At 63.9% G+C, this 25,180-nt stretch carries 23 protein-coding genes and 1 tRNA gene; 7 read left to right on the top strand and 17 right to left on the bottom strand.

Annotation, left to right across the window (positions count from 1 at the left end):
- Positions 1-41 precede the first annotated feature (41 nt).
- Positions 42-767 carry a carbonic anhydrase gene (locus tag V2I30_RS05345; protein ID WP_330661044.1) on the top strand — a complete coding sequence of 242 codons (726 nt, stop codon included), beginning with the start codon at positions 42-44 and terminating at the stop codon, positions 765-767.
- A 157-nt stretch (positions 768-924) separates the two neighbouring features.
- Here V2I30_RS05345 and V2I30_RS05340 read toward each other — a convergent pair whose 3' ends face one another.
- Complete coding sequence (locus V2I30_RS05340; protein WP_330661043.1) at positions 925-2,535, bottom strand: Y-family DNA polymerase; 1,611 nt, start codon at positions 2,533-2,535, stop codon at positions 925-927.
- A gap of 5 nt (positions 2,536-2,540) precedes the next feature.
- On the bottom strand, positions 2,541-3,458 hold the full coding sequence (locus tag V2I30_RS05335; protein WP_330661042.1) for a recA-like protein: 918 nt from the start codon (positions 3,456-3,458) through the stop codon (positions 2,541-2,543).
- A gap of 163 nt (positions 3,459-3,621) precedes the next feature.
- Between V2I30_RS05335 and V2I30_RS05330 the strand changes: the two genes are divergently transcribed.
- Positions 3,622-4,107: a pyridoxamine 5'-phosphate oxidase family protein gene (locus V2I30_RS05330; protein ID WP_330661041.1), complete on the top strand. Its 486-nt coding sequence runs from the start codon at positions 3,622-3,624 to the stop codon at positions 4,105-4,107.
- A gap of 54 nt (positions 4,108-4,161) precedes the next feature.
- On the opposite strand, the gene V2I30_RS05325 is transcribed toward V2I30_RS05330, so the two are convergent.
- On the bottom strand, positions 4,162-5,595 hold the full coding sequence (locus V2I30_RS05325) for a sodium-dependent transporter (protein ID WP_330661040.1): 1,434 nt from the start codon (positions 5,593-5,595) through the stop codon (positions 4,162-4,164).
- Between the two features lie 134 nt (positions 5,596-5,729).
- Between V2I30_RS05325 and panB the strand changes: the two genes are divergently transcribed.
- The gene (panB, locus tag V2I30_RS05320; protein ID WP_330661039.1) at positions 5,730-6,602 is read left to right on the top strand and encodes a 3-methyl-2-oxobutanoate hydroxymethyltransferase; all 873 of its coding nucleotides are present in this window, start codon (positions 5,730-5,732) and stop codon (positions 6,600-6,602) included.
- On the opposite strand, the gene V2I30_RS05315 is transcribed toward panB, so the two are convergent.
- From V2I30_RS05315 to V2I30_RS05285, 7 genes are all read right to left on the bottom strand, one after another.
- Positions 6,587-7,570 carry a bile acid:sodium symporter family protein gene (locus tag V2I30_RS05315; protein WP_330661038.1) on the bottom strand — a complete coding sequence of 328 codons (984 nt, stop codon included), beginning with the start codon at positions 7,568-7,570 and terminating at the stop codon, positions 6,587-6,589. The genes panB and V2I30_RS05315 overlap by 16 nt on opposite strands.
- Positions 7,571-7,628: 58 nt before the next feature.
- Positions 7,629-9,098: a tetratricopeptide repeat protein gene (locus V2I30_RS05310; protein WP_330661037.1), complete on the bottom strand. Its 1,470-nt coding sequence runs from the start codon at positions 9,096-9,098 to the stop codon at positions 7,629-7,631.
- Positions 9,091-10,455: a PEP-CTERM-box response regulator transcription factor gene (gene prsR / locus V2I30_RS05305; protein WP_330661036.1), complete on the bottom strand. Its 1,365-nt coding sequence runs from the start codon at positions 10,453-10,455 to the stop codon at positions 9,091-9,093. The genes V2I30_RS05310 and prsR overlap by 8 nt, the downstream gene beginning before the upstream one ends.
- Complete coding sequence (gene prsK / locus V2I30_RS05300; RefSeq protein ID WP_330661035.1) at positions 10,455-12,575, bottom strand: XrtA/PEP-CTERM system histidine kinase PrsK; 2,121 nt, start codon at positions 12,573-12,575, stop codon at positions 10,455-10,457. The genes prsR and prsK overlap by 1 nt, the downstream gene beginning before the upstream one ends.
- A complete protein-coding gene (locus V2I30_RS05295; RefSeq protein ID WP_330661034.1) occupies positions 12,575-13,960 on the bottom strand; it encodes a TIGR03013 family XrtA/PEP-CTERM system glycosyltransferase in 1,386 nt (461 codons plus the stop codon). The genes prsK and V2I30_RS05295 overlap by 1 nt, the downstream gene beginning before the upstream one ends.
- 129 nt (positions 13,961-14,089) lie before the next feature.
- Positions 14,090-14,371: a hypothetical protein gene (locus V2I30_RS05290; protein WP_330661033.1), complete on the bottom strand. Its 282-nt coding sequence runs from the start codon at positions 14,369-14,371 to the stop codon at positions 14,090-14,092.
- A gap of 107 nt (positions 14,372-14,478) precedes the next feature.
- The gene (locus V2I30_RS05285; protein WP_330661032.1) at positions 14,479-15,810 is read right to left on the bottom strand and encodes a helix-turn-helix domain-containing protein; all 1,332 of its coding nucleotides are present in this window, start codon (positions 15,808-15,810) and stop codon (positions 14,479-14,481) included.
- A 155-nt stretch (positions 15,811-15,965) separates the two neighbouring features.
- Between V2I30_RS05285 and V2I30_RS05280 the strand changes: the two genes are divergently transcribed.
- Positions 15,966-17,564, top strand: a complete 1,599-nt coding sequence (locus tag V2I30_RS05280; RefSeq protein ID WP_330661031.1) for an isocitrate lyase — start codon at positions 15,966-15,968, stop codon at positions 17,562-17,564.
- A 205-nt stretch (positions 17,565-17,769) separates the two neighbouring features.
- On the top strand, positions 17,770-17,955 hold the full coding sequence (locus V2I30_RS05275; RefSeq protein ID WP_330661030.1) for a hypothetical protein: 186 nt from the start codon (positions 17,770-17,772) through the stop codon (positions 17,953-17,955).
- Between the two features lie 153 nt (positions 17,956-18,108).
- On the opposite strand, the gene V2I30_RS05270 is transcribed toward V2I30_RS05275, so the two are convergent.
- Positions 18,109-19,908, bottom strand: coding sequence for an SLC13 family permease (locus tag V2I30_RS05270; RefSeq protein ID WP_330661029.1), 1,800 nt, complete (start codon positions 19,906-19,908; stop codon positions 18,109-18,111).
- Between the two features lie 88 nt (positions 19,909-19,996).
- Positions 19,997-20,809 carry a hypothetical protein gene (locus V2I30_RS05265; RefSeq protein ID WP_330661028.1) on the bottom strand — a complete coding sequence of 271 codons (813 nt, stop codon included), beginning with the start codon at positions 20,807-20,809 and terminating at the stop codon, positions 19,997-19,999.
- A gap of 81 nt (positions 20,810-20,890) precedes the next feature.
- On the opposite strand from V2I30_RS05265, the gene V2I30_RS05260 reads away from it, so the two are divergent.
- A tRNA-Leu gene (locus V2I30_RS05260) sits at positions 20,891-20,975 on the top strand.
- Between the two features lie 136 nt (positions 20,976-21,111).
- Here the strand turns inward: V2I30_RS05260 and V2I30_RS05255 are convergent.
- Positions 21,112-21,930 carry an inositol monophosphatase family protein gene (locus V2I30_RS05255; protein ID WP_330661027.1) on the bottom strand — a complete coding sequence of 273 codons (819 nt, stop codon included), beginning with the start codon at positions 21,928-21,930 and terminating at the stop codon, positions 21,112-21,114.
- Positions 21,931-21,936: 6 nt separating this feature from the next.
- Positions 21,937-22,500 (bottom strand): elongation factor P, encoded by a 564-nt coding sequence (gene efp / locus V2I30_RS05250; protein WP_330661026.1) that lies wholly within the window; start codon positions 22,498-22,500, stop codon positions 21,937-21,939.
- Positions 22,501-22,704: 204 nt separating this feature from the next.
- Here efp and V2I30_RS05245 point away from each other — a divergent pair, with 204 nt between their 5' ends.
- Positions 22,705-23,100 (top strand): elongation factor P, encoded by a 396-nt coding sequence (locus V2I30_RS05245; protein ID WP_330661025.1) that lies wholly within the window; start codon positions 22,705-22,707, stop codon positions 23,098-23,100.
- A 12-nt stretch (positions 23,101-23,112) separates the two neighbouring features.
- On the opposite strand, the gene V2I30_RS05240 is transcribed toward V2I30_RS05245, so the two are convergent.
- The 3 genes from V2I30_RS05240 to V2I30_RS05230 all read right to left on the bottom strand — a co-directional run bounded on the left by V2I30_RS05240 (position 23,113) and on the right by V2I30_RS05230 (position 25,131).
- Positions 23,113-23,649 (bottom strand): M23 family metallopeptidase, encoded by a 537-nt coding sequence (locus V2I30_RS05240; protein WP_330661024.1) that lies wholly within the window; start codon positions 23,647-23,649, stop codon positions 23,113-23,115.
- Positions 23,650-23,839: 190 nt separating this feature from the next.
- The gene (locus tag V2I30_RS05235; RefSeq protein WP_330661023.1) at positions 23,840-24,178 is read right to left on the bottom strand and encodes a L,D-transpeptidase; all 339 of its coding nucleotides are present in this window, start codon (positions 24,176-24,178) and stop codon (positions 23,840-23,842) included.
- Positions 24,160-25,131, bottom strand: a complete 972-nt coding sequence (locus tag V2I30_RS05230) for a peptidoglycan-binding domain-containing protein (RefSeq protein WP_330661022.1) — start codon at positions 25,129-25,131, stop codon at positions 24,160-24,162. The genes V2I30_RS05235 and V2I30_RS05230 overlap by 19 nt, the downstream gene beginning before the upstream one ends.
- Between the last annotated feature and the right edge of the window lie 49 nt (positions 25,132-25,180).

Genomic DNA, 25,180 nt, shown 5'->3' with positions numbered 1-25,180 from the left:
TCAGGGGGGCAAAAATCAGCTCCCCCGCGAAGGGAGCTAATATGAAGTACATTACATCTCTTGCAGCCAGTGTCTTTGCCCTCGCCGCGGTGTCCGTCGGCGCACAGGATTGGCGATACACCGATGGCGAACGGCCTGAAAACTGGTCCCAGGTCGGTCAGGACTATGGCAGCTGCGATGCGGGTGCGATGCAATCCCCCATCGACCTTGGCGAAGCGAATGCATTGGGTGAGGTGAAGCTCGCGGCCGACTATGGAATGACCGACGGCACCCTGCGCCTCGGCCAGTACAAGGTACAGGTCGATGCGCCGATGGGCCAGGGCATGATTTCGGGCGACCGGCTGTTCAACCTAATCCAGGTTCACTTTCACACCCCGTCCGAACACGCAATCAATGGCGAGCGTTATCCGCTTACCGCGCATTTCGTCCACGCGACCCGCGATGGTACGCTCGGCGTCCTCGGCGTGATGTTCGAGGAAGGCGATGCCAACGAAGGGCTCCAGACCATCATCGACGCTATTCCTTCGGGCGATGGGTCGAGCATCTCGATCGACATGGGCTCGATGGTTCCGGACGAACTGGAGGTCTGGCGCTACATGGGTTCGCTGACGACGCCGCCATGCAGCGAGAACGTGAACTGGCACGTGGTCGAAGATACGGTCGAAGCCAGCGCCGAACAGATCGCGGCGATGGAAGCGCAGCTTGGCATGACGGCGCGTTCGATCCAGCCGCTCAATAACCGGCTGCTGGTGGCGCCGGAAGATTGATAGGATCGAAGAGGGGGTTCGGCGTTTGGTCGAACCCCTTCGGCGATTGCCAGAACCCTTTTGGTGCCTGCAGGAATCCGCTGTGTGCCGCATCAATTGCGGCCGAGACCCAGCCCAATGATGGACGAACCCGGCTCAACTCGGATCGTGGAGCCTGTCAGGCGCACAATCCCTGTAGGAACCACTCGGGCACCCCGCCCCGGCCATCGCCGGATATGCCGTGGCGATAGATCCAGTAGCGGCCCCCGCGCTCATCCTCGATCCGGTAATAGTCGCGCAGGCGCACGTTCGAGCGCTCGCGCCACCATTCGGGCGCGATCCGCTCCGGCCCCTCGACGCGCACCACGTCGTGCACCCCGCCGCGCCAGCGAAACCGCTGGGGAAAGCCGTCGGGACTGGCATAGAGCACAGCAATCCGCTCCGCCCGATCGAGCAGTTTGAACGGCCTTTCGCAGGGTTCGACGGCGAGCGCGCTGCCGCCGCGATTGGCGAGCGGCGGCATCCAGCTTTGAGCGCGTTCGGGCAGATGACTTGCATACGGCACAGGACGCCGCACCGCCCCTTCGCCAAGCCGCACACTCAGCCGGTCGATACAGGCGACAAGCGAGGTGCCGTGCCGTTCCGCGGCCGCCTCGACGTCGCCCTGCTGGGCGGCGAGCGGTTCTGCCCAACTCGCGCGCAGCCGCACGGTCTCGATCCCGAAACCTGCATCGACATCGTCCAGCCTGTCAGCGAACAGCCGCGTGATATGGTCCGCCTCGCGCGTGGCGGCGGCAAGCTCGAGCTGGCGAGTGATGACCTCGCCGTCGACCCGCCACATTCCCAGTTCGAGCCGCCGCGCGCCCTCTCCCCGCGCCTCGAGCGCGCGGGTCATGTCGGCGGCAAGATCGGCCAGAACCCGGTCGAGCAGAGCGCGGTGGCGCAAGGGTTCGAGCAGGCGGCGCTGCACCAGCGGCATTTCGATCGGGACCACCGGCAGCAGCGGTTCGGGCACGCGGCCGAGCAACTGGTCGAGACGGATGAGCGGGTTGGCGGCAGGCGATTTGCGGTTGCGAAACCGGCGCTGAAGCGAATCGCGGGCCGCCGCCTCTCGCCGGTCGACGCTACCCGAAGCGATATCGGTAAGGTCGCTGAGCCGCTTTAAACCCAGGCGCTTGAGCACGGTCAGCACATCCTCGTCGAGCCGCAGCGCCGCGACCGGGAGATCTGCGAGGACACGCATCATGTCCCGGCCCCGAGGCGTGGGTTCGAGGATAGCCCTGCTGCGCGTTCCGTAATGCGCGAGCGCCCAGGCCGCCCCGGCGGTCGGCGCGATCGCAGTCCTGACGACGAGTTCGCGCGCGGCAAAGGCAGCTTCGACATCGGCGAGAAGCCGCGCTTCGCCGCCGAACAGGTGAGAGACCGCGGTGATGTCCACGAGCAATCCGTCAGGCGGGTCGAGCGCGCTCCACGGACCCCATCGCCGCGCCCATACGGCCAGGCGCTCAAGAAAGGCGAGATCGCCGGCTGGATCGGCGGGTGCGGTCCGGATCTGCGGGCACAGGACGCGCGCATCGGCCAACATCATGCCCGTGCGCGCCCCGACATCGAGCCCGGCATCGTTGGCCGCCTCGATCCGTGGACCATGCGCGGTCTCGGTAATGAGGACGGTGGGCAGCGCGTCTTCGCCCTTCGGCGCCGCCTGGTCGCTGCCGAGCGACATCTTCCAGCGGTCGATAGACAGGCGCGCGCACCAGATCGCAAGGATGCGGCGGGAAAGCTGCTCCATCGCTCTCAGCCGTTGACACCCGCCGGGGTGGCTGGTCGCAATGGCGGCGTTTCGAAAGCAGCGAGAGCCAGTGCGGTTCCAACCATCTGTCCACATGCGCGCGTCCGGCCCAAGGCACGCGGAGACGATCGATGCAAATCCTGTCCGGAAGCGATTGCCGGCGGGGTTACGGCGAGTTTTCCGCCCTTGTCATACAGCGTCCACTCTCCCGGCGCGTGAGTGCGCGCGCGGAACAGCTCGGCCTGCCAGCTTGCATCGCCCGGCGCCTGCGCGTTCCAGCGGCGCGCGATGGAGGGCGCGGGGCGCGCACGCCAGCGCATGCGCGCCGAAGAGAGGTCCGCGTCCGCCTCGAGCCGCACCAGCCACAGGGCAACGCCATGGCGTTCCGCAGTCAGGCTGAGCCGGCGGGACGCGGTAAAATCGAGCGCGCGCGGATTGCCCGTGATCTCGCCGATGACGCAGGCGAGATCGCGGCATTTGAGCCCTTCCTCGAGCGCGAACAGCATATCTTGGGGGCTTGCCGCCTCGACATGGACGATCCGCTCGCGCAGATCCGGTGGTAGGCCATGAACGTAGGGACGGCCGGTCAGCTGCACTGCGCGCCTGTCCTGCACCCATAGGACCTGCCGCCGGTCCTCTCCCTCGGCCAGCGGATCGAGAGCGCGCTGTGCGGCCGTCACCTCAAGTGCATCGCGCGCCAGTGCCAAAGCCAGTCCCACCCCGCTGCCATCGCGCGTATCGGCGAAGATTTCGCTGTGGAGCGGCCCGTCGGCGAGGCCCGGACGCCATCGCGCCTCGCGCGCCTTGGACAAGGCGGCGATCTCCTGCGCCGAAAGTTGCGGAACGGGTGCGTGTTCGCGGCGCCCGACTGGATCGGGTTCGCGCAGCGCTTTCGCGCCGTGAGGGGAAGAAGGTGTGGTCATAGGAATGCGTTAACGAGACTCGCAAAAGTCCCGCTTGTTCCTATTATGTTCCATCTTTCCAGCGATGGTGCAACGGGTTTCTCGCGCCCTTTCTCCCGCCTCCTTCAGCTGTCGCCGGAACGCCCGCCCATGCCACTCATTGTATTGGCAAAGGAGATATTCAATGCGCACCAGCCCAGGCAAAGCCGACGAACTCAAGACCGAATTCTGGAAGGCTCTCGACTCCTCGCCCTTCCTGTTCCTGCAACTCGACGGCCGTCCAGGCACCGCCGTGCCGATGAGCCCGCAGCTCGACAAGGACGCCAACAGCTCGATCTGGTTCTTCACCCATACGCACAGCGATTTCGCCGCGCTCGGCAACGCCACCGCCACCTTCCAGGGCAAGGGGCACAACATGTATGCGCGCTTCAACGGCGCGCTGACCCGCGAGACCAGCCGCGCGCGCTTCGACCAGTTCTGGAACAATTTCGTCGAAGCCTGGTATGATGGCGGCAAGGACGATCCCGACATCCTGTTCCTGCGCATGGATCTGGGCGATGCGGAAATCTGGAGCGGCGATCTCGGTCTTTTGACGACGGCCAAGATGGCGCTCGGCATGACCGTCATCGACGAAGCTGAGAAAGAGCACGTCGACAACGTGCCGCTTTAATTCCCAAACCGAATTACGAAAAGGGCCGTCCCCGTCGGGGCGGCCCTTCTCATATCAACTGCCGAGGATCGCGGGGAACAGTCCGGTGACGAGGATCAACCCGACCGCGAGGGGGCACAGCCAAGCGATGAGGAAGCGCCATAGGGCGAGCCATGAGCCCGACAGTCCGGTCATCTCCTGAACCAGCCGCCGATCGGCTCGCCAGCCGACGAAGATCGCCGTGAAGAAAGCGCCCAGCGGCAGCATCACCTTGCCGGTAAACCCGTCGATCGTATCGAGAATATCGGTGTCGGCGAACAGGTCCCAGAAACCCAGCGGGCGCACATCGGCCCAAACGTTGTAGCCCAAGAGGCATGCGATCCCGACCAGGAACGCCGACCCGCCGAAAATCAGCGCGGAGGTCGTGCGGCTCCAGCCCATTTCGCCGATGCCCCAAGCGGTCGGCACTTCGAGAAGCGAAATCGAACTCGTCACCGCCGCGACGAGGATCAGGACGAAGAACAAAAGGCCGATCAGCGAACCCGCCGGCATGGTCTGAAAGGCGAACGGCAGCGTCTGAAAAACGAGCGTCGGCCCCGCCGCCGGATCGAGGCCGACCGCGAAGACGATCGGGAAGATCATCATCCCCGCGATCAGAGCGACGCCCGTATCGGCGAAAGCGATGGTGAGTGAGGTCGACCCGAGCCCATCCGAACCCTTGATATAGGAACCATAGGTGATGAGGCCCGCGACCCCCAGCGACAACGAAAAGAGCGCCTGGCCGAGCGCGGTGTTGAGCGATTGCGAGGTGAGTTTGGAAAAGTCGGGGGTGAACAGAAACGCGAGCGCTTCGCCCATGTCGCCGGCAAAGGCGCCGTAGATCGTGATCCCGATGAGCAGCACGAAGAACATCGGCATGAGCACCGTCGCCGCCGCTTCGATCCCCGAGCCGATCCCGCGCGCGACGATATACAAGGTGACCCCCATGAAGGCGAAATGCATGGCAAGGAGCAGCATCGGATCGGCGAAAAGGTCGCCCATGCGCCCCTGGATCGCCTCCTGGCTCTCACCCGGCAAAGCGCCGCGCAGCGGATCGCCCGCCGCCAGCGCGCCCACAAAGTCCGCGCCCATGACGCCGACATAATAGAGCACCCAGCCCGCCACGACCGAGTAGAAGGAGACAATCAGGAACGCGGCGACTACCCCCATGATGCCGAAGCCCGACCAGGCTTCCGACACGCCCGAGCGCTGCGCCACCTTGCGGATCGAGCCGACCGCGTCGTCCTGTCCGGTGCGGCCGAGGAAAATCTCGGAAATGACCAGCGGCAGACCCAGCAGGAAGACGAAGGCGACATAGACCAGCACGAAGGCCCCTCCGCCATTCTCGCCCGCAAGCGTTGGAAAGCGCCAGACATTGCCGAGCCCAACAGCCGCGCCGATCGCCGCGAGAATGAAGGCGCTGCGCGAGGACCAGCCCTCGCGCGGGGTCGTACCGGTGGATGCTGCCATGTGATGAAGTTATCCCTGTGCCGCGCCCGGTGCGGACGCGCTTTTTCCCTTGGCCCGCCTATCTGCAATATCTCGCCGCCCGCGCCAAGAGGCAGCTTTGCCAAGCTGCGGGCGGGGAGCTAGATGTGGCGGCCATGTCGACCACATTCGAGCTCGATACGAGCACCAGCAGAGCCAATCCCACACCTTCACCGATGAAGCGCCTCACCGTGCCGCACATTCGCGCGCGCAAGGTGGACGGGGAGACGAAAGAGCCGCTGGTGATGCTGACCGCCTATACGGCGCGCCAAGCGCAATTGCTCGATGCGCATTGCGACCTGCTCCTGGTCGGCGATTCGCTGGGTCAGGTGATCTACGGCCTGCCCTCGACCATTCCCGTGACCCTCGAAATGATGGCCAATCACGGCGCTGCGGTGGTGCGCGGGAGCTATCATTCGGTGGTGGTGATCGACATGCCTTTCGGCTCCTACGAAGCCTCGAAGGAACTCGCATTCGAAAATGCCGCTTTCCTGCTCAAGCAAACCGGCGCGGCCGGGGTCAAACTCGAAGGCGGAGAAGCGATGGCCGAAACGGTCGCGTTCCTTTCCCGCCGCGGCATCCCTGTGATGGGACATGTCGGTTTGACCCCGCAGGCGGTCAATGTTCTGGGCGGCTACGCGGCGCGCGGGCGTTCCGATGCGGAGGCGGACAAGATCGTCTCCGATGCGAAGGCCCTCGATGAAGCCGGCGCTTTTGCAATAGTCATTGAGGGCGTGGTCGAGCCTATCGCGATCGAGGCGACCGGGGCTGTGTCCTGCCCGACGATCGGCATCGGCGCGTCCAATCGCTGCGACGGGCAGGTGCTGGTGACCGAAGACATGCTCGGCATGTTCGAGCGGGTGCCGCGCTTCGTCAAGAAATACGAGGATATCGCGTCGACGATCGAGAAGACGGTCGCAACCTATGCGAGCGAGGTGCGCGAGCGCACTTTCCCCGGTGAGGATCAGACCTATCAGCCCAAGTCCTGACCCGCGCGCTGTCGGTCCGCAAGCAGCGCCGCCAGCGGGGCGGCGATCATCAGCTGAATGAGGTGATAGAGCAGCAGCGGCGCGATGACGAAGCCGGCAACCTCGGGTGCGAACAGGATCGCGGCGAGCGGCGCGCCGATGGCAACGCTCTTTTGTGCGCCGGCGAACAGGAAGGAGATGCGATCCTGCCGTACCAGTCCGAGGACGCCGCCTGTAATCCAGGCTCCGCCCGTCGCCGCGACCAGATAGATAAGTACCAACCCGATCAGTGCTGCCCAGCCCGCAGCCGAGAACATCGCGCCAAGCCCCTGTTCCACCGCACCCGAGAATGCGACATAAACCGCGATGCCGATAACCAGCCGGTCGAGCCAGGCGACCTCGCCCTTGCGCTCTCGAAGCCAGCGTAGGGTCCAGCCCTGCACCGCCTGTCCGATGACGAAAGGCAGCACCAAAATGAGCCCGATGCGGATGATGGCATCGCTGCCGATATCGACCGACGCGCTGCCGGCGAGACTTGCGAATAACGGCGCGGTGACGAACACGCCCGCCATGTTGATAAGCGCGGCTCCGACGACGGAGAGCGCGACATTGCCGCCGGCAAGGCTGGTATAGGAGGTCGCGGACTGTACCGTCGACGGCAGCGTGCCGAGGAAGACGAAGCCCAGCGCCACCAGCGGCGGGACGAACCCGGCAGCAAGGCCGGAGAGGCCGAGACCGATCAGCGGCATCGCTCCGAAGACCCATGCGAATAGCGGCAGGAAGAAGCGCCAATTGGCGAGGCCCCGCGCGATTTCGCCGCGCGCGATACGCATACCGTTGACCAGGAACAGCACGAAGATCGCGGCATTCGAAACACCCTGCGCCGCTGGCCGCGCATCGCCGCTCGCCGGAAGCAGGATTGCCAGCGCGGTCGCCAGGATGAGCACCGCGATCATCGGATCGGCGAACAAGGAAAGGTGACGGCGCATGACGGGCCACCGCCCCTGCCTGCCTTTGCACGGGCTGTCGAGGCCGGGTCGGGGAAACCTAGAGCGGCGCGAGCAGCCGCGGCGCGAGATGCATGCGCGCCTGATCGAATTGCCGCGCCGCCTCGTCATAGCCCAGCCCGCGCGCGGCCTGCGCACGTAGATCGAGTATTGCCGGATCGGTGCCTATGCCAAGTTGCGCGGCTCGGCTCAGTAACAGGTCGGCGCGCAGCCAGTCTTCGGCCAACAAGCTCCGCCGGGCCAACATTATCAGCGCATCTCCATTCTGCGGCTCGGCGGCTGCATGTCGCAGGAGAAGCGCGTCAGCTGCGCGGTCGGCACCGGCTGCGCGGTATGCTGCGACAAGCTTGCGCGTCAATGCCCAGGGACGGCGCACCTGTGCAGCGGTCTGATAAAGATCGATGGCGCGGAGAGTATCTCCCTCAATGAAGGCCGCATCGCCGGCCAGCATATGGGCGTCTGCCGATTGGGGAAATTCGCCGAGGATCGCTGCGCCCGCCGCGCCATCGCCTAGTGCCAGACGATAGCGCAGGTCGCGGGTCATTGCGGGCATGTCTTCGGACGACGGTAGAGAGATGGGTCCGACGCCCGCTCGCCTTCGCGCCCGCTCGATGAAGGGGATGGCGCGGTCTCGTTCGCCCAGTCGCTCCAGACTTCTCCCCACCAGCATGGCGAGATAAGGCGAAGCCGCGTCGTCGCGCGCCACTTCTTCGAACCGCTCGACCACGGCGCGGTCGCGTCCTCCCATCCACCAGGCTTTCGCCAGCAATTCCGCAATGCGATTATTGGCCGGCTGGCGCGCTGCGAGCGTTTCGAGAATATCGGCAGCGGTGTCATGCGTGCCCTGCTGCATGTGGATAAGCGCATCGAGCAGCATCGCCGCCGGAACCCCCGCTTCGGCAAGCCCGCTCTGGGAAAGGAGGGTGCGCGCCAGCACCGGATCCTGCGCCCGAGCCGCCAGCACCGCCTGGAGGTAATGAACCTGCGGGTGATCGGGCGCGACGCGCGCCAACGTGCGCACCGCGTGCAGCATGTCCGTGTAGCGACCGAGTTCACCCAGGGTCGCGGCATATTCGGCGTGTATGTCGGGATTACCGGGGTCGATTTCGAGCGCAGCTTCGAACCAAGCGAGCGCGTCGGCCGGTCCATGCGCATCGCGCACCATCTGGCCGCGCAAGAGCAGCGCAGGCGCGAAAGTTCCATCAAGCGCCAGCGCGCGTTCGGCCGTCTCTATCGCGCCGAAGTGCTCGCCCCCGCGATAGCGCAGCCGGGCGATGTCGACCCATAGGGCCGGATTGCTCGGTTCGAGCGCGAACGCCTCGTCGTAAAGTCGGCCTGCTTGGACAAGATCGCCCTCGCGCATCGCAATGCGCGCGGTTTCAAGTCGTTCGGCGAAAGCTGCGCCGCCCTCCGGCGTGATGGGCCTCTCGGGTGTTTCCCCTGCGCCGCAGCCCGCCAGCGCCAACGCAGCGGCGATTATGCCAGCACGTTGGAAGCGCCCGTCATGCATGCAGGTCGTATTGCTTAAGCAGGTCGTAGAGCGTCGGACGGCTGATCCCTAGCAGCCTCGCGGTGCCGGAGATATTTCCCTCGCTGCGAGCAAGCGCGTGGCGAATGACCCGGCGATCCGATTGTTCGCGCGCGGTTTTCAAATTGAGCACGTCACCGCTTTCCTCGTCCTCGTCGCCAAAATCAAGATCGGTCGCGGCCACCAGCTTGCCGTCCGCCATGATGACCGCGCGCTTCACCCGGTTTTCGAGCTCGCGCACATTTCCCGGCCAGTCATGCGCGTCGATCGCGGCGAGCGCGTCGGGGGCAAAACCTGTCACGGCCGGGTTCATCTCGGCTGCAAACCGCTTGAGGAAAGCCTTAGCCAGCAACACCGCATCGCCGTGCCTCTCGGCAAGGCCCGGAATGCGCACGACGATTTCGGCGAGGCGATAGAACAGATCCTCGCGGAAGGTGCCGTTCGCGATCATCGCTTCGAGGTTCTGATGCGTGGCGCAGGCGATGCGGGTGTCGACCGCGATCGTCTTGCGCCCGCCGATGCGCTCGATCGTGCGTTCCTGAAGGAAGCGCAAAAGCTTGACCTGGAGCGGGAGCGGGATGTCGCCGACCTCGTCGAGGAAGAGCGTGCCGCCATTGGCGCTCTCGATCTTACCCTCGGTCGTCTTGACGGCGCCGGTAAAAGCGCCCTTCTCATGGCCGAACAACTCGCTTTCGAGAAGGTTTTCAGGGATCGCCGCGCAATTGATCGCGACGAAAGGCCGATCCACCCGGTTGCTCGTTTCGTGCAGACCGCGCGCCAGCAACTCCTTGCCGGTCCCGCTCGCGCCCAGCAGCATGACGCTAACATTGGTCGATGCCACGCGCTCGATGGTGCGCGCGACCTTGACCATCTCCGGCGCGCCGGTGATCAGCCGGCCCAGCACGGTCTTGTCCTCGCTCGCATGCGCCAGCAGGCGGCGGTTCTCGCTTTCAATCTGGTGAAGATTGAAAGCGCGGCGCACGATCAGCCCCAGCGCGTCGATATCGACCGGCTTCTGATAGAAGTCGTAGGCGCCGCGCTCGATCGCTTGCAGCGCGCTTTCGCGGGCGCCGTGCCCGCTCGCAACGATCACCTTCGTGTCGGGCTTCAGTTCCATGATCGCATCGAGCACGGCGAAGCCTTCACGCGTCCCATCGGGATCGGGCGGCAGGCCGAGATCAAGCGTTACCACCGCGGGGGCTTCGCTGCGTAGCGTGGCGATCGCGCTGTCGCGGTCGCCAGCGATCACCACCTCGAAATCTTCATACGCCCATTTGAGCTGCGCCTGGAGGCCCTCGTCGTCCTCGACGACAAGCAATGTCGGTTTCTTGTCAGCCATCATGCGACCTCTTTACTGCTGGACTCGTGGCGATCTGCGGCAAGCCGAGCAGCATCGGGTATCGGCAGATTGATCGTAAAGCGCGTGCCGACCCCCTCGCGGCTTTCGACCGCGAGGCGTCCGCCCATCGCCCTGATCATCTCGCGCGCTTCGAACGCGCCGATCCCGAAGCCGCTAGTCTTGGAGGAGACGAAAGGTTTGAAGAGGCCGGCGCGCACGAATTCGGGCGACATGCCGGTGCCCGCATCGATGATGTCGAAGCGGCCGTAGAGCCCGTCGCTGCCGATATCCAGCATGACCGGCACCGCCTTCTCGCTTGCATCCACCGCGTTCTGGACGAGATGGGTGATCGCCTGTTCGAGCGCTTCGGCATCGCCCAGCACGCGTACCGGTGCGCGTCCCGTCGCGCGCACCGGATGGATCCCGGCGAAACGCTCCTCCACCCTGCCAGCCAGTGCAGTGAGATCGACTTCGCCAACATCCTGGGCCGGCGCCCCACCGTAGCGTCCGAGGCGATCGAGCAGCGCGTTCAGCTTCTCCGACGACTTTCGCAGGGTAATCAACATGTCGGCCCGGAAATCGGGATTGTCGGCATGCTTTTGCGCGTTGGCGGAGAGCAAGGAGAGCTGACTTGCGAGATTTTTGATGTCGTGCATGACGAACGCCATGCGCCGGTTAAATTCGTCGAACCGGTTCGCATCCATCAGCGCCTGCTGTCCGGCCTGTTCGGCGAGATAGCTCGCCAGCTGCTGGCCCACGACTTTCAGCAGATCGAAATCCTCCCAATCGAGCCGCCGTTCAATCCGCGGACGGGCGAGCACGATGGCGCCCACCAACCGATCGAAATGAACAAGCGGCACCAGCGCCCAAGCATCGCCTGCCTCTCCCAGCCATTGCGGCACATGCGCGGTTTCGCCGTGATGATCGATCCCCGCACGCACCTCGTCGAGATCGACGATATGGTGGTGTTCCTCGAGCAGTCCTGCAAGCGCATAGGCACTTGCGACGGCGGGCACTTCCAGAGTCGGCCAGTTCCAGCGCGCGGTCAGCACCAGCTGCGCCTCTTCGTCGGGCATCAGTAGCAGACCCGCCGGACTGTCGGTGATGTCGGCCACCGCCTTGACCGCCCGCTCGTGAAAGCTCGCATTATCCGGGGAAGCCTCGCCGATCGTCCGGGTGAAGCGCAGCCATTCTTCTCGATACTCGTAGCGATGCTGGAAAAAGTGCTTGGTTGCTGTCACGCGCAGCCAGCTGCGTATCCGCCGCGAAGGTAACCAAAGGAAAGCGGCGGCGGCGGCTAGGACGACGACGACGATCTGGCCCGCGCGCGCAATGTCCGATCCGAGCAGTTCGAGACTGCGGGTAATCAGGACCACCAGTGCGAGGTAGCTGCCGATGACCACAAGCGAGAGGGATTGGAAAGTCACCGTGCGCGATGGGCGGAAATGAAGATCGGCGCTGCGCGAATTCGCGCCGATGGCGAAGAGCACCGCCGTCCCGCCGGCGACAAAGCCGTTGAGAACCTGAAGCACGGCGGGCTCACCCGCCGCGAGATAGGCGATGGTGTAGAGGTTGAGCTCGAAGGCGAACAGCACCGCCAAGCCGATCGCGCTCCACATGATGATCCGGCGCGAGACCGCCGCGGCGCCGGCATAAAGGTTATGCAGCAGCATCAGCATACCGATCGCGACCAGCATATTGAGCAGACGCGAAACCTCGCGGGTAAGCTGCACGAGTTCGGGGAAGGCGACGCTTTGCGCTTCGATGAAAAGGAGGATCGGTTGGAACAGTTGCACCAGCGCAACCGTAATGATGACGGGCCTTATGGGCTTCAGGCTTTCATCGCGTCCGTCGGCTGCGAAGAGGCGAAAGACGAGTGCGATCAGGGCGAGGTTGCGCGCGGTCGCCGCCATCCCAACCAAGGCCGAACCTGCACCCGCCCCGATCGAGACGCTGCACCAGACCAGCGTCGCTGCCAGCGCGACAAGCGCCGCGGTGCGATCGGGCCGCATGCGGTCGCCATAGCGCGCGATCCACAAGGCCGCGCCCGCACACAGCACCGCGCCCGTTCCGTAACAAAAAAGCGCCAGCGAACCGCCGAAATTTGTCAGCTCCATCATCACCGCGCCCCTTCAGGCCACAGGATAACCCGCAGGGTCTGCAGCAGGATCACAAGGTCGAGAAACGGCGTGTAGTTCTTAGCGTAATAGAGATCGTATTCGAGCTTCTTGCGGCTGTCCTGGGTCGAGGCGCCGTAGGGGAAATTGATTTGTGCCCAGCCGGTAATTCCCGGCTTCACCATGTGCCGTTCCTGATAGAATGGGATTTGATCCTGCAGCTGATCGACGAATTGCGGCACTTCGGGACGCGGACCGACGAAGCTCATTTCCCCCTTCAGCACGCTCCAAGTTTGCGGCAGTTCGTCGATCCGCACCTTGCGGATGAGTCGGCCGATGCGGGTGATGCGCGTATCATTGGTTTCGGCCCATTTCGCACCGTCCTTCTCGGCGTCGACACGCATCGAGCGCAATTTGACCAGTTCGAAATCCTGGCCGAACAGTCCGACGCGGCGCTGTCGGAAGAAGGCGGGACCGGCGCTGTCGAGTTTCACGAGGACGGCGAACAGCGCGATGATCGGCGCGGTCAGTATCAACAGCGTGAGACTGGCGACGATGTCGAACAGCCGTTTAACCACGCCCGAGAACATGCGCGAGCTCGAAAAGCCGTCGGAAAAGATCAGCCAGCTCGGATTGACCGTATCGAGATCGACGCGGCCCGTCTCGCGCTCGAGGAAACTGGAAAAATCGTTGACGTGGACGCCCTTTGTCTTGATCCGCAAGAGGTCCTGTAAAGGCAGCGAGTTGCGCCTTTCTTGAAGGGCGAGGACGACCTCGCTGACACCCAGATTTTCGACGAAACGGCCAAGATCGTGGATCGCCTCGCGCGGGATCGCCTCCTCGACTGTGCGCTCGGGTTCGCCCATTGCGATGTAGGAGACAATTGCAAAGCCCGATTCGGGTCGATCGCCAAGCCTGCGCAGCCGCTGCGCCCGGTCGCCCGCACCAAGCACCATGACCCGCCGGCGAAAGGCGCTGGAGCCGAGGAAACTGTTGAGGAGCAGGCGGTCGGCAACCAGGACGAAGATCGCCAGCCCCATCGCGTAGAGCAGAGTGGAGCGCCAGAAGGTCTGGCCCGGCAATATCCAGTCGATGGTCGCCAGTGCGATGATGCCGAGGCTGATCGCGACCAGCAATCGCGCCCCGGCAAAACGAAGGCTGCGCAGCGCGTAAGGCCCGTAGACCCCGACCGCGATCATGGCGAGCCAGACGACACCGGCGATTCCTACGAGCGACAGCCAGCGCCCGCTCACGGGACCGGGCTCCATCCCGATCTGAGCGGCGCGCAATTGCCAGGCCATCTCGCTCGCCACCACCAGAAGGGCGAAATCGAGCAGGCCGAGCAGCAGCACGGCGTGGGGTATGTAATGTTTGAACAGCCTTATCATGGCCTGGGCGGTGCTCGCAAAATAAAGGTTGCAGGCACCGCCCTAGCGGCCACAGTTTAAGTGTCGGTAAACTTTACAAGGCACCCGCGCGGCCGCGGCGAAGGCCATCAACGATGTTTAACGGCGCCTTTACTCAGGCGCGACCGCGTCGGCGGCATTCTCCGCCGCACCGCCGACCTGCCCGGCAGCCTCTCCCACGTCGTTTGCCGCGTCGGCGATGGCGTTGTCGCGCGCGATCTCGGCATTGTTGGTCTGCGTCAACAGGTAGCCGCCAACGCCCAGCGCGACGACGAGGATAAGCAGAAATGCCCATTTCGCCGTACCGCCACCCGAACTGCCCTTCTCAATGGTGTGGGTGGTGTGCGTATTCCCCTGCGCGTCGGTATGCTGCGTAATGCGTTCGTCGCTCATGGTTCGATCCCTTTCGAGAATGGGGCATCCTTGCCCGATCGAGCCATAAGTGCAGATGGCTTGGGCGGGTTCCCGCGTCCGACAACTTTTCTCGCGCGCGGTATGGGTCAGTCCGTGGGCGCAAGCCGTGCCGATGCCGGGGTCAGACAATCCGCCCGGCCGCAGCGCGGACAGCCGACGCCCAGCGGCACCGCGTCCTGCGGGTCGAGCGAGATGCCGCGCGCCTGGGCAAGCTCGCCGGCGAAGCGCGCCTCCAATCCCAGCACGATGGCCCGCCGCGCCGAACAGGCGGCGCCATCAACCTCGATCGTGCGTGCGATCGTCAGCCAGTGCCTTGGGGCCGCCTCACCCTCGCCGAAGATCACCGCTTGCGTTAGCATCGTGCCGCGGCTTTCGAACGCGGCATAGGGCGCCCAGGCCGGCCAGCGCGCCCCGTCGAGCGGATAGACCGCGCCGCTCGCACCGGCGCTGAAATGAACCATGCGGCCAGTGCGTCCAAAACGGGCGCTGAAGAATGGCAGGCCGCGCTCGCCGACCCGCTGCAGGGTGGTGAGCCGCTGCGCGAGCTGGTCGAAACTTACGGCGAAACGGCGCGAGAGGACGGGCAAGTCGTAGCCCGTCTGTTCGCAGGCACGCAGGAAGCGGCGATAGGGCATCAGCAGAGCGGCAGCGGCATAATCGGTCACATGCTCGCGGAAGTGTTCGCGCGCTTCGGAGGAGCCCAGCTTCGCGCCCTCGACTATGGTCGCGATCGCCTCGCGCTGTTCGAGGCTGGCGATCTGGCGCGCGATCTGGAAACGGCGAGCGGCGCCGCCGAGCATTTCGGAGAGTTGCAACTGGCGGGCATGAAGGTCGAGCCTGTGGACCAGCCCGGGGACGACTTCGGCCGGCAGGACGCGCACGGTAAGGCGATGCTTTTCGCGCAACCTCTCGATCAGGCCGGCGCCGATATCTCCGCGCGATAGCCTCACTTCGTCGGCAAGGTTCTCGGCGTCATGGTCGAGGTCGGGGAAGTGGTTCTGCCAGCGTTCGGCCGCCGCGCGCGCCTCGCCGACCGGGTCTTCGCCGCGGCGCGCGGCGGGATCTGACTGGTCGTAAAGCCGCGCGAAGGCCGCCGCGGCCTGCGGCGCGGCGGCGAGGAACTCCTCAATCTCTTCGCGGTCGATTGCGAGATCGGCGAAACGCTTGTCCGCCATTCGCCGCGCTAGACCACCAACCCCGCCGATCGCCTCGTCCTCGCGCAGCTCGCGCGGGTCGTAATCGTAACGCTCGATCACCTGGACCAGCACTCGGGCGGAAAGCGGGCGCTGGTTGCGTTCGATAAGGTTGAGATAGCTCGGAGAGATACCGAGAGAGGCAGCCATGGCTGCCTGGGTTAGCCCTTCGCGTTTGCGCAGGCGGCGCAGCGACGGGCCGGCGAGAAGCGCGGTATCCTTCATGCACCGGTTCTGTAAACTTCTTTACATGATTACACAAGCGCAGCCGCGAGAACGGCCATACAGACAAGAAAGTTTGTAACTTTTCCTGTCGCGCCGTGCCGGCACATGGCATCGCGGGGTCATCCCCTCCCCATCCCCATTCTTAGGAGAACCCAATGACCTACCACGACATCATCGGTCAGATGCGAAACGCGATCGATCAGAACGGCGCGCCCTGGAAGGCGATCGATGCCGAAGCGAGCGCCCGCATGGCGATCCAGAACCGCTTTCCCACCGGCCTCGACATCGCGAAATATACCGCGAAGATCATGCGCGAGGACATGGACGCCTACGACGCCGATCCCGCGCAATACACGCAGTCGCTCGGTTGCTGGCACGGCTTCATCGCGCAGCAGAAACTGATCGCGATCAAGAAGCACTTCGGCAGCACCAAGCGCCGCTACCTATACCTCTCCGGCTGGATGGTTGCCGCCCTCCGCAGCGAATTCGGCCCCCTGCCCGATCAATCGATGCACGAGAAAACGAGCGTGCCCGCGCTGATCGAGGAGATATATACCTTCCTCAAACAGGCTGATGCACGCGAACTTGGCATGATGTTCCGCGATCTAGACGCCGCACGGGAGGGTGGTGACGAAGTCGAAGCCAAGCGCATCCAGACCGCAATCGACAATTACGATACGCATGTCGTTCCGATCATCGCCGATATCGATGCAGGCTTCGGCAATGCCGAGGCGACCTATCTCCTGGCCAAGAAGATGATCGAGGCGGGCGCCTGCGCGCTTCAGATCGAGAACCAGGTTTCGGACGAAAAACAGTGCGGCCACCAGGACGGTAAGGTCACCGTTCCGCATGAGGATTTCCTGCAGAAGATCCGCGCCATCCGGCACGCTTTCCTCGAACTGGGCGTCGAAGACGGCATCATCGTCGCGCGCACCGACTCGCTCGGCGCCGGCCTGACCAAACAGATTGCCTATTCGAAGGAGCCGGGCGATTTGGGCGACCAGTACAACGCCTTCCTCGACGCGGACGAAGTCGATCCTGCCAATATCAACAATGGTCAGGTCTTCATCAGCCGCGACGGCAAGCTGATGGCGCCCAAGCGCCTGCCTTCGAACCTCTACCAGTTCCGTGCCGGCACCGGCGTCGACCGGGTCGTCCTCGATTGTATCACCTCGCTCCAGAACGGCGCGGACCTGCTGTGGATTGAGACCGAAAAACCGCATGTCGAGCAGATCGCCCAGATGGTCGACAAGATCCGCGAAACGGTGCCCAACGCGAAGCTCGTCTACAACAATTCGCCGAGCTTCAACTGGACCCTCAACTTCCGTCAGCAAGTCTTTGATACGTGGGAAGAAGCCGGCAAGGATGTCTCTTCCTATGATCGCGACAAGCTGATGAGCGTCGATTACGACGGCACCGATCTTGCCGCCGAGGCCGATGAGAAGATCCGCACGTTCCAGGCCGATGCGGCGAAGCGCGCCGGCATCTTCCACCACCTCATCACATTGCCGACATATCACACCGCGGCGCTCAGCACCGACAATCTCGCCCGCGAATATTTCGGCGAGCAGGCGATGCTCGGCTACGTCAAGAATATTCAGCGCGAGGAAATCCGCCAGGGTATCGCCTGCGTGAAGCACCAGAACATGGCCGGCTCCGACATCGGGGACGATCACAAGGAGTACTTCGCCGGCGAAGCCGCTCTCAAGGCGGGCGGCAAGGACAACACGATGAACCAGTTTGCCGCCGCGTGACCGCAATGGTGGGAACCAGGTCGCCGCTGCCTAGGCGTCGCAAATGTCCGGGTGCCGACGAGCTTATCCCTCCCGCCGAGCCCTCGGGTCGCGGTTCCCGCAACGCCGGTTCGCTCAAAACCGGCCTTGCGGGAACCATCCAGCCCCGCCAATAGCTTCCTCATCACAGCCGCCTTCCTTTCGCGAAGGAGCAGGGAGAGACCATATGAGCGACACCGACACTCCGAAGACCGAACCGTCCCGCGCCAGGGCCCTGCTGTCCACCGCCGATATGAAGCTGCTGCGCCGCGCGCTGGAAAGCCATGCCCGCGGAACCGAGGATCGCGACGAGCTCGCGAAGATCAACGCCCTGCACCACCGGCTCGGCACCTACGTGCCTGACCCGCAATAGGGCGCTCTAGCCGTCACAAGGGTTCTCCTGGGGAGGAGAATGCGGCCGCCGGAAGCAGGCCATCGTGCTTTGCATCCGGTGGCCGTTACTTCATGCAGCTCGAGACGATATCGAGCGAAGCTTTGGCGGGCCGCGGACCAATGCCACCCCGCATCAAAGTCCGTAGGATAGCACCAGCAGGATCGACAGCGTCGCCACCATGATCACCACCAGCGGAACGCCGGTGCGGATATAGTCAACGAATTCGTATTTCCCCTCCGCCATGATCAGCATGTTGGTCTGATAGGCGATCGGGGTCGCATAACACAGATTGCAGCCGAACAGCACGGCCAGCACAAGCGGCTCGGGCGGCAGGTCCAGTTGCGCAGCGATGCTGAAGGCGATCGGAGTGCCGACCGTTGCCGCGGTCGCGTTGGAGGCGAAGTTGGTCAGCACGGTGACGAAGGCCATGATCGCGGCCAGCACCAGCGCCGGAGGAAGATAGGCGAGACCGAGCGACAATGTCTCGCCAAGCCATGCCGCCGCCCCGCTCTCGTCGATGAAACGTCCGATCGTGATACTCGCGGCAACCAGCACGATGACCTGGCCCGAAAGCGCGCGCCCGACCCTGTCGAACTTCACACAGCCGGTCACGAACATCAGGATCGCGCCCGCCAGCGCCGAGATCGCGATCGGGAAAATTCCGACCGCCGCGGTAAAGACCGAAAAACCCATGATCGCGGCCGAAAGCAACGCCTTCGACCGGCGCGGCAGCTCGCGCGCGCCTTCCAGCATTAACAGACTGTCGGCGCGGGCGAATTCCTGCAGGTCGGGCTCGATCCCCATGACTAGCAGCACGTCGCCCTCGACGATGCGCAGGTCGCCGCCTTCGGAATATTGCTGCTTTTCGCCCAACAGGCGCTCGGGTCGATGGATGCCAAGCACCGCGACGCCGTAGAGATCGGCGATGCCGGAAGAGGGCAGTGTGCGGTTAATGAGCCGCGAATCACCGGTCACCGTCATCTCGACCACCATCACATCTAGCGAGCGGGACGATGCGGTGCGCTTGATACGGTCTAGTACCCAGCTGGGGGCAAGTTCGCCCTTCAATGCTCTGGTCGCATCCTCGAGCGCTTCGTGACTGCCGGAGATGTGCAGTCGCTGCTGCGGCTGCATCGGTCCGAGCGGCGGGCTGTGGAAGGTGATGCCGGCGGGCAACTTGTCCTGCACCGCGGCAAGCTCCTGGCCGGCGAGAAAGGACTGGCTGCCGACGCGCAGCCGCGTGTGGAACATGCGCGCGCCCGCCGATGTCTCGGCGGTGTTGTCATTGAGCAGGCGCGGCATGACCAGCCACATATAGGGCAGCGCGACAAGGCAGGCGATGAGCACGATCGGGGTGAAGTCGAACACTCCGATCTCTCGCATGCCCAAATCAACCGCGATGGAAACCACCAGGATGTTGGTCGAGGTTCCGATTGTCGTCGACAGCCCGCCCAGGAGCGAGGCGGCGTTGAGCGGCATCAGCGTCTTCGACGTCGGCAGCGCGCCCCGGCTCGCCAAAGCTGCGAAGATGGGAATCATCAGCACCAGAACGGGCGTGTTGTTGATGAACATCGACAAGACGAGCGCGATGACGAGCGAGACGAGCAGGCCGATCTGCAGATTGAATTTGAAAACCCGCTCGAGCACTCGCGCCGCAGGGTCGAGCGCGCCGGTCACCACCAACCCCCGCCCCATGATCATCAAGGCGCAGATCGTGATGAGGGCGTAGTGGCCGAAGCCGCCGAAGGCGAGAGCTAGCCCGTCGATCGGCCGCGTGCCTTCGAGCGGAAAGAAATAGAGCCCGACCGCGATCACGGCGATCGTCAACAGCGACACGATCTCGATCGACAGCCGCCCGCGCACGAATTCGACGAACATCGCGACGGTAACGGCCATTGCAGCCATGGCGTGATAGGAGGGGATCTCTAGCATTTGGTTCGTCGCAGGGCGCGGATGTCTCAATTTGCCGCCGCAATGGCAAGCGTTTTGATCGTAGCAGCAGCGCGGTGCGCGAAGTGGACTAGGAGGGTCCGAAGCCGAACAGGTTAAGCTGGCGTCCGCGCGCCTCGCGGGCCGCCTTCGCATCAGCGTGATCCTGCGGATCAGAAAGCCGTCCAAGCGCGCGGCCCTGCGTCATCCATGAAACACCGAAGGCGGCAAGGATCAGCGCTTCGGCCCAGAAAGTAAGGTTGTTCGCGCGCCAGGCCGGCCCGACCAGATTGTCGCCGAGCGCAATGGCGATCGCGCTCACCGCGATGGTGAGGCCGGACAGGATGTAGATGACGTTGCGCCGCCATTTAGCTGGCGTCATGTCCCTGCCGCCAGGCACCTTGGTGAAAACGAAGAGGCAGAAGAAGGCGAGGATCGCAAACAGGAGACCCGCGGCGCTCGCATGAACCCAGTAGCCGATCTCGGGAAAGCTGGTCGTGGGATCGGCACAGGTCGCATCGGGGCCAAGCTCGCGGCAGCCGGTTATCCAACCCGCCATCGGCACGAAGGCAACCACAAGCGCTGCCAGCCCCGCAAGCGTTGCCAATTGCGCGACTTTGGGCGTCCAGCCACGATAGGCCATTAGCAGCGCCCCGATCGCAACTAGGCAACCGACGAAAAAGTCGCCGAGCACAATGGGCTCGTAATAGTAATCGGAAAGGGCGACTCTGAAACGGCCAAGCGAATAACCGCCCAGCCCGAGCACGATCGGCATCGAGAAGGCGAAGAAACCAACCACGCGTGCGAGCCGCCGCTGATCGAAGCGCAGCTTGGGATCACGCGCATAGGGATAGCTTGGTGGCGGCTGGTAGCGCGCCGGACCGGTTTCGAAGGGCGTTTCCATGTCGAGCGCGCGGCTAGCGCGGGCGCGACGGGTTGTGCAAGATCGCGCGGCTCGCTAACAGCCTCGGCGCCTCAGGCATGTGCCCCTGTGGTGGAATTGGTAGACGCGAGCGACTCAAAATCGCTTTCCTTCGGGAGTGCCCGTTCGAGTCGGGCCAGGGGCACCATCACAACCATCGGTTTCGATCGACGATCGACCAGATTGCTTTTCAAACTTTGTCTTCCTCCGCGAATGCCAGAGACCAAATTGGTCTAACGCAGCATTTCTAAGGATTCTCGCCTTCGCGGGAATGACGGAGAGCTTTAACGCAGCGATCCGGCGAGCAGCTTGTGCAGCCTTGAATGCAACGCATCGTTCGCCGCCAGAACCTGAGCCGAATGGATCGGCTGCGAGCGACCGCGATAGTCGGAGACGAACCCGCCCGCCTCGCGCACCAACAGGCATCCGGCCGCGGTGTCCCAATCGTTGAGGCCGCTTTCCCAGAAGCCGTCGAAACGCCCTTGCGCAAGGTAGGCCATGTCGAGCGATGCGGCGCCGAACCGGCGGATGCCGGCGACCTCCGGTCCGATCGCGCCGTAGATGCGGCTCCACTCGCCCATGTCGCCATGTCCTGCGAAGGGGATGCCGGTCGCAATCAGCGCATCGGAAAGGTTGCGCCGCGCCGAGACGCGCAGCCGCGCATCCTGCAGCCATGCGCCGCGGGTTTTCTCGGCCCAGTAGGTCTCATCGTTGATCGGATGGTAGACTACGGCCGCGGTGACGTCGCCCCAGTCCCTGCCGTCCAGCCGCGGCTCCTGCACCGCGATGCTAATCGCGAAATGGGGGATGCCGTGAAGGAAATTGCTGGTCCCGTCGAGCGGGTCGACGATCCAGCGGGGTTTGCCCTCGTCCCCCTCAATAATGCCTGCCTCTTCCATGACGAAGCCCCAGCCGGGACGCGCATGTGTCAGTTCGTCATAGATCGTGCGCTCGGCGCGCATATCGGCCTTGGAAACGAAGTCGGCAGGCCCCTTGCGGCTGACCTGCAAATGTTCGACCTCACCGAAGTCGCGCCTGAGCCGCCCGCCCGCTTTGCGCGCGGCGCGTTCCATCACGCGAATAAGGCCTGAAAACATACTCATGCGAGGTCAACTTGCCTTGCCGACATAGCTTTGCTCGTAGACATCGACCACAATCCGCGTGCCGCTTTCGATATGCGGGGGGACCATGATGCGCACGCCATTGTCGAGCATGGCAGGCTTGTAGCTGGACGAAGCGGTCTGCCCCTTCACCACCGCGTCGGCCTCGACGATTTCGGCCTCGACCTGCTGCGGCAGTTCGACGCTGATCGGCTTTTCCTCCCACAGCTCCAGCTTCACCTGCATTCCGTCCTGAAGAAACGGGCGCGCGTCGCCGAGGAGATCGCTGGGCAGATTGATCTGCTCGAACGTGCTCTGGTCCATGAATACGAGCATATCGCCGTCCTCATAGAGGAACTGGTAGTCCTGCGTGTCGAGGCGCACCTTTTCGACGGTATCGGCGCTGCGAAAACGGACATTGGTCTTGCGACCATCCTGCAGGTTTTTCATCTCGACCTGCATGTAGGCGCCGCCCTTGCCCGGCTGCGTATGCTGAATCTTGGCAACCTTCCAGATGCCGTTTTCATATTCGATGATATTGCCGGGACGAATGTCGACGCCGCTGATCTTCATGAAGGGATGCCTTGGACAAGAGAGAGGCGCGCCGGGCCTATGGGCGGGCTGCGCTTTGATGTGGCGCGCCAATAGCGGCTCCCTGCCGGCTGAGCAAGGCGCGTGGGCGGCAGCGAGCAACAGTGCCGCAACGTAACATGGTTAAGGCGCTGGTATGTATGTTGCGCGAGGGGTAAGACGGCCCGATTGAAAGTAACCGACCACATGAAGACGCCTCATATCATCCTCCTCGCGCTTGTCGCCGCGATCGTCGCTGCAGGCGGCCCTGTGCTCGGCCAGTCGCGCGCGCCATTGCCGGGCGGCGGTATGCTGCGCGTTCTACCTCACGGCGACTATCAATGCGCCTTGCCGGGAGATGCGGGCGGTGATCCCTATACCGTCGTCGCCGAGGAAAACTTCCGCATCAGCACCGCCTCGCGCTACACCAGCATGGCGGGCGCCGGCACCTATATCCTGCGCGGCAGCGACCTGACCTTCACCCGCGGCCCAAAGAAGGGCGAACGGTTCGAGCGTATCGGCGACAATCAGTTGCGAAAGCTCGATGCGTTGGGCGAAATAAGCGACATTCTCTGCACCCGCCTCTCCGACAGACGCCGCTGATTTCGCGAAAATTTAGCGCGTCGCCGACACCGTCCGCGCCTCTCGCAGGATGGGATAGGGATTGACCGCATTCGAAGGTTCCCACCACGACGCGTCGGCGCTCGTGCGCATGATTTCGAGATGAAGATGCGGGGCGGCGGGATCGGCATTGCCGCTGCTGCCCACCGTCCCCAGCTGTTGTCCGGCCCGGACCTGCTGTCCTTCACGCAAGGAAGGGGCGTATGCGTCGAGATGGGCGTAGTAATGAACCTGCAAGCGGTCAGGGCTGCGCACATAGATCGAATTGCCGCCCGGCCCCTCCCTGTAAAGCTTGGCGACCGTTCCGGGCGCCATGGCTACTACACGGGTGCCGGTCGGCGCCATGATGTCGATCCCCTCATGCACCCGCCCGCCACCGCGTGCGTCGAGGAAGGTGTCGGTCAACTCGTCGGCCGCGATGCCTTCGACAGGGATGATCGGGCCCCCGGCTACCGTCCGCGGGTCATTCGCGCCTGGGCGGCCCTCGGGTGGCGGGGCGTTGGCAGGAAGGTTGTCTTCCAGGTCTGACACCGCGCCGTTTCCATCAACGCCGCCGGGTTCTTCCACAGAGGGCGCCGACGATTCGTCTGCGCTTTGACGATCCTCGGCGCGCTCGAACCAGGTCCCTCCGAAGACGATCCACGCCGCCGATGTCATTGTTATCGTTATGACGATTGTCAGTAACCGGTCTGCGAATTGCATTTGGCCGCACCTCTTACGCTCAGGCTTCGAAAATTACCTGTGTGCTCTGGGAAACCATCTGTGCGAGGCGTGCGGCGTCCCAGTTGGTCAGCCGAACACAGCCCGACGATTGCGCGCGCCCGATCGTTTCGGGTTCGGGCGTGCCATGGAGGCCGTAATGCTCCTTGGAAAGGTCGATCCACACCACTCCGACGGGCGAATTGGGTCCCGGAGGGAACGTGTAGGTTTCGCCATCGCCCTGTCCCAGCACCTCAGGATCGTAACTGTAGGGCGGGTTGTAGGCCTCGCCCACGATATCCCATTCCCCGAGTGGCAGCGGAAATTGCGCGCTGCCCGAGGTCACCGTGAAAAGCGCCACCAGCTTGTCGCCTTGATAGGCTCTGAGCGTATCTTCCGACTTGCTGACCACGATGCGATCGACTTCGGGCTGATCCGTACCGACGCCGAGCGAGGCGAGCGTGCGCTGCCAGTCACGATCATCGATACTGCCGGGTGCGATCCAATGCCGCCGATATTAGGTACGCGGACCTGCTGGCCGGCGCGGAAGAAGCTCGCGCCTTGACCCGATGCATTATCACCCTGCGCCGATTGCTCGCCATCGGTTGACCGATCCCCGGCAGGGCGCCCGCCGCGGTTGAGCTCCTTCAGCACGTCGATCGTCGTGTGAAACCGTTCGGCCAGTTTCTCGTCGAGCGAGCTGTAACCCATCTTCTCGAGTTCCGCCTTGGCGGCGTTGTCTTCGGGAATGTCGGTAAAATTCGTATCGCTCCAGCCCTGCGGGATGGTGACCATGCGGGTCGCGGGAATGTTGTCCCACCGCGCAAGCGCCTCCTTCGTCGCCGCGTCGTGTTCGCCGGTCACATCGAGGCTGTTCGCCTCTTGAAACCCTTCGAGCGCGTTGCGGGTCGACATGCCCATCGCCCCGTCGATCACCCCTGGCCCGAAACCGGTGCGGTCGAGCACGACCTGCAATCGCATGATCTCGCGATCTTCGCTGTCGGGGGCCGCACTTTGCGCATTAGCGTCTCCGGCGCTCGCAGGCATGGGCGATGCACCGTCGGTCGGCGGGGCGGATGAGGTCCTCATCGCGCCCGAGGCCGCGGGGGTGGCGTCGCCATCCATCTCGGGGTCGTTGGATGCCATCGTATCGGCGAGATTGTCCTCGCTGTAAGTTTCGTAGCCGTAATCCGTTTCCTCGGCGCCCGATGTTTGCGCGGCTTCCTCTGCAACGCTGTCTTCGGCGTCGGTGCTGCAGGCCGCGGCGAGCATGAGCGCGCTGGCCGCTGCGAAGGTTGGGACTAAACGGTTCATGCGACATCTCTCCTGACGATCGATTTCCTACAGGAACGCCGGGGGCGTC

The organism is Erythrobacter sp. (genome assembly GCF_036351135.1).
GTDB lineage: Bacteria > Pseudomonadota > Alphaproteobacteria > Sphingomonadales > Sphingomonadaceae > Erythrobacter.
The sequence above is the reverse complement of the archived record's forward strand: the minus strand, read 5'-3'. Positions and strand labels throughout refer to the sequence as shown.

What these genes read in the sequence shown, in the direction of transcription:
- V2I30_RS05345 (WP_330661044.1), top strand. Translation starts at nt 42, where the DNA reads ATGAAGTACATTACATCTCTTGCAGCCAGTGTCTTTGCCCTCGCCGCG.
- V2I30_RS05245 (WP_330661025.1), top strand. Translation starts at nt 22,705, where the DNA reads ATGAAGACGCCTCATATCATCCTCCTCGCGCTTGTCGCCGCGATCGTC.
- V2I30_RS05340 (WP_330661043.1), bottom strand. Translation starts at nt 2,535, where the DNA reads ATGGAGCAGCTTTCCCGCCGCATCCTTGCGATCTGGTGCGCGCGCCTG.
- V2I30_RS05325 (WP_330661040.1), bottom strand. Translation starts at nt 5,595, where the DNA reads ATGGCAGCATCCACCGGTACGACCCCGCGCGAGGGCTGGTCCTCGCGC.
- V2I30_RS05275 (WP_330661030.1), top strand. Translation starts at nt 17,770, where the DNA reads ATGAGCGACACCGACACTCCGAAGACCGAACCGTCCCGCGCCAGGGCC.
- prsK (WP_330661035.1), bottom strand. Translation starts at nt 12,575, where the DNA reads ATGATGGAGCTGACAAATTTCGGCGGTTCGCTGGCGCTTTTTTGTTAC.
- V2I30_RS05255 (WP_330661027.1), bottom strand. Translation starts at nt 21,930, where the DNA reads ATGAGTATGTTTTCAGGCCTTATTCGCGTGATGGAACGCGCCGCGCGC.
- panB (WP_330661039.1), top strand. Translation starts at nt 5,730, where the DNA reads ATGTCGACCACATTCGAGCTCGATACGAGCACCAGCAGAGCCAATCCC.
- V2I30_RS05330 (WP_330661041.1), top strand. Translation starts at nt 3,622, where the DNA reads ATGCGCACCAGCCCAGGCAAAGCCGACGAACTCAAGACCGAATTCTGG.
- prsR (WP_330661036.1), bottom strand. Translation starts at nt 10,455, where the DNA reads ATGGCTGACAAGAAACCGACATTGCTTGTCGTCGAGGACGACGAGGGC.
- V2I30_RS05310 (WP_330661037.1), bottom strand. Translation starts at nt 9,098, where the DNA reads ATGCATGACGGGCGCTTCCAACGTGCTGGCATAATCGCCGCTGCGTTG.
- V2I30_RS05265 (WP_330661028.1), bottom strand. Translation starts at nt 20,809, where the DNA reads ATGGAAACGCCCTTCGAAACCGGTCCGGCGCGCTACCAGCCGCCACCA.
- V2I30_RS05230 (WP_330661022.1), bottom strand. Translation starts at nt 25,131, where the DNA reads ATGAACCGTTTAGTCCCAACCTTCGCAGCGGCCAGCGCGCTCATGCTC.
- V2I30_RS05290 (WP_330661033.1), bottom strand. Translation starts at nt 14,371, where the DNA reads ATGAGCGACGAACGCATTACGCAGCATACCGACGCGCAGGGGAATACG.
- V2I30_RS05285 (WP_330661032.1), bottom strand. Translation starts at nt 15,810, where the DNA reads ATGAAGGATACCGCGCTTCTCGCCGGCCCGTCGCTGCGCCGCCTGCGC.
- V2I30_RS05280 (WP_330661031.1), top strand. Translation starts at nt 15,966, where the DNA reads ATGACCTACCACGACATCATCGGTCAGATGCGAAACGCGATCGATCAG.
- V2I30_RS05295 (WP_330661034.1), bottom strand. Translation starts at nt 13,960, where the DNA reads ATGATAAGGCTGTTCAAACATTACATACCCCACGCCGTGCTGCTGCTC.
- V2I30_RS05335 (WP_330661042.1), bottom strand. Translation starts at nt 3,458, where the DNA reads ATGACCACACCTTCTTCCCCTCACGGCGCGAAAGCGCTGCGCGAACCC.
- V2I30_RS05315 (WP_330661038.1), bottom strand. Translation starts at nt 7,570, where the DNA reads ATGCGCCGTCACCTTTCCTTGTTCGCCGATCCGATGATCGCGGTGCTC.
- efp (WP_330661026.1), bottom strand. Translation starts at nt 22,500, where the DNA reads ATGAAGATCAGCGGCGTCGACATTCGTCCCGGCAATATCATCGAATAT.
- V2I30_RS05270 (WP_330661029.1), bottom strand. Translation starts at nt 19,908, where the DNA reads ATGCTAGAGATCCCCTCCTATCACGCCATGGCTGCAATGGCCGTTACC.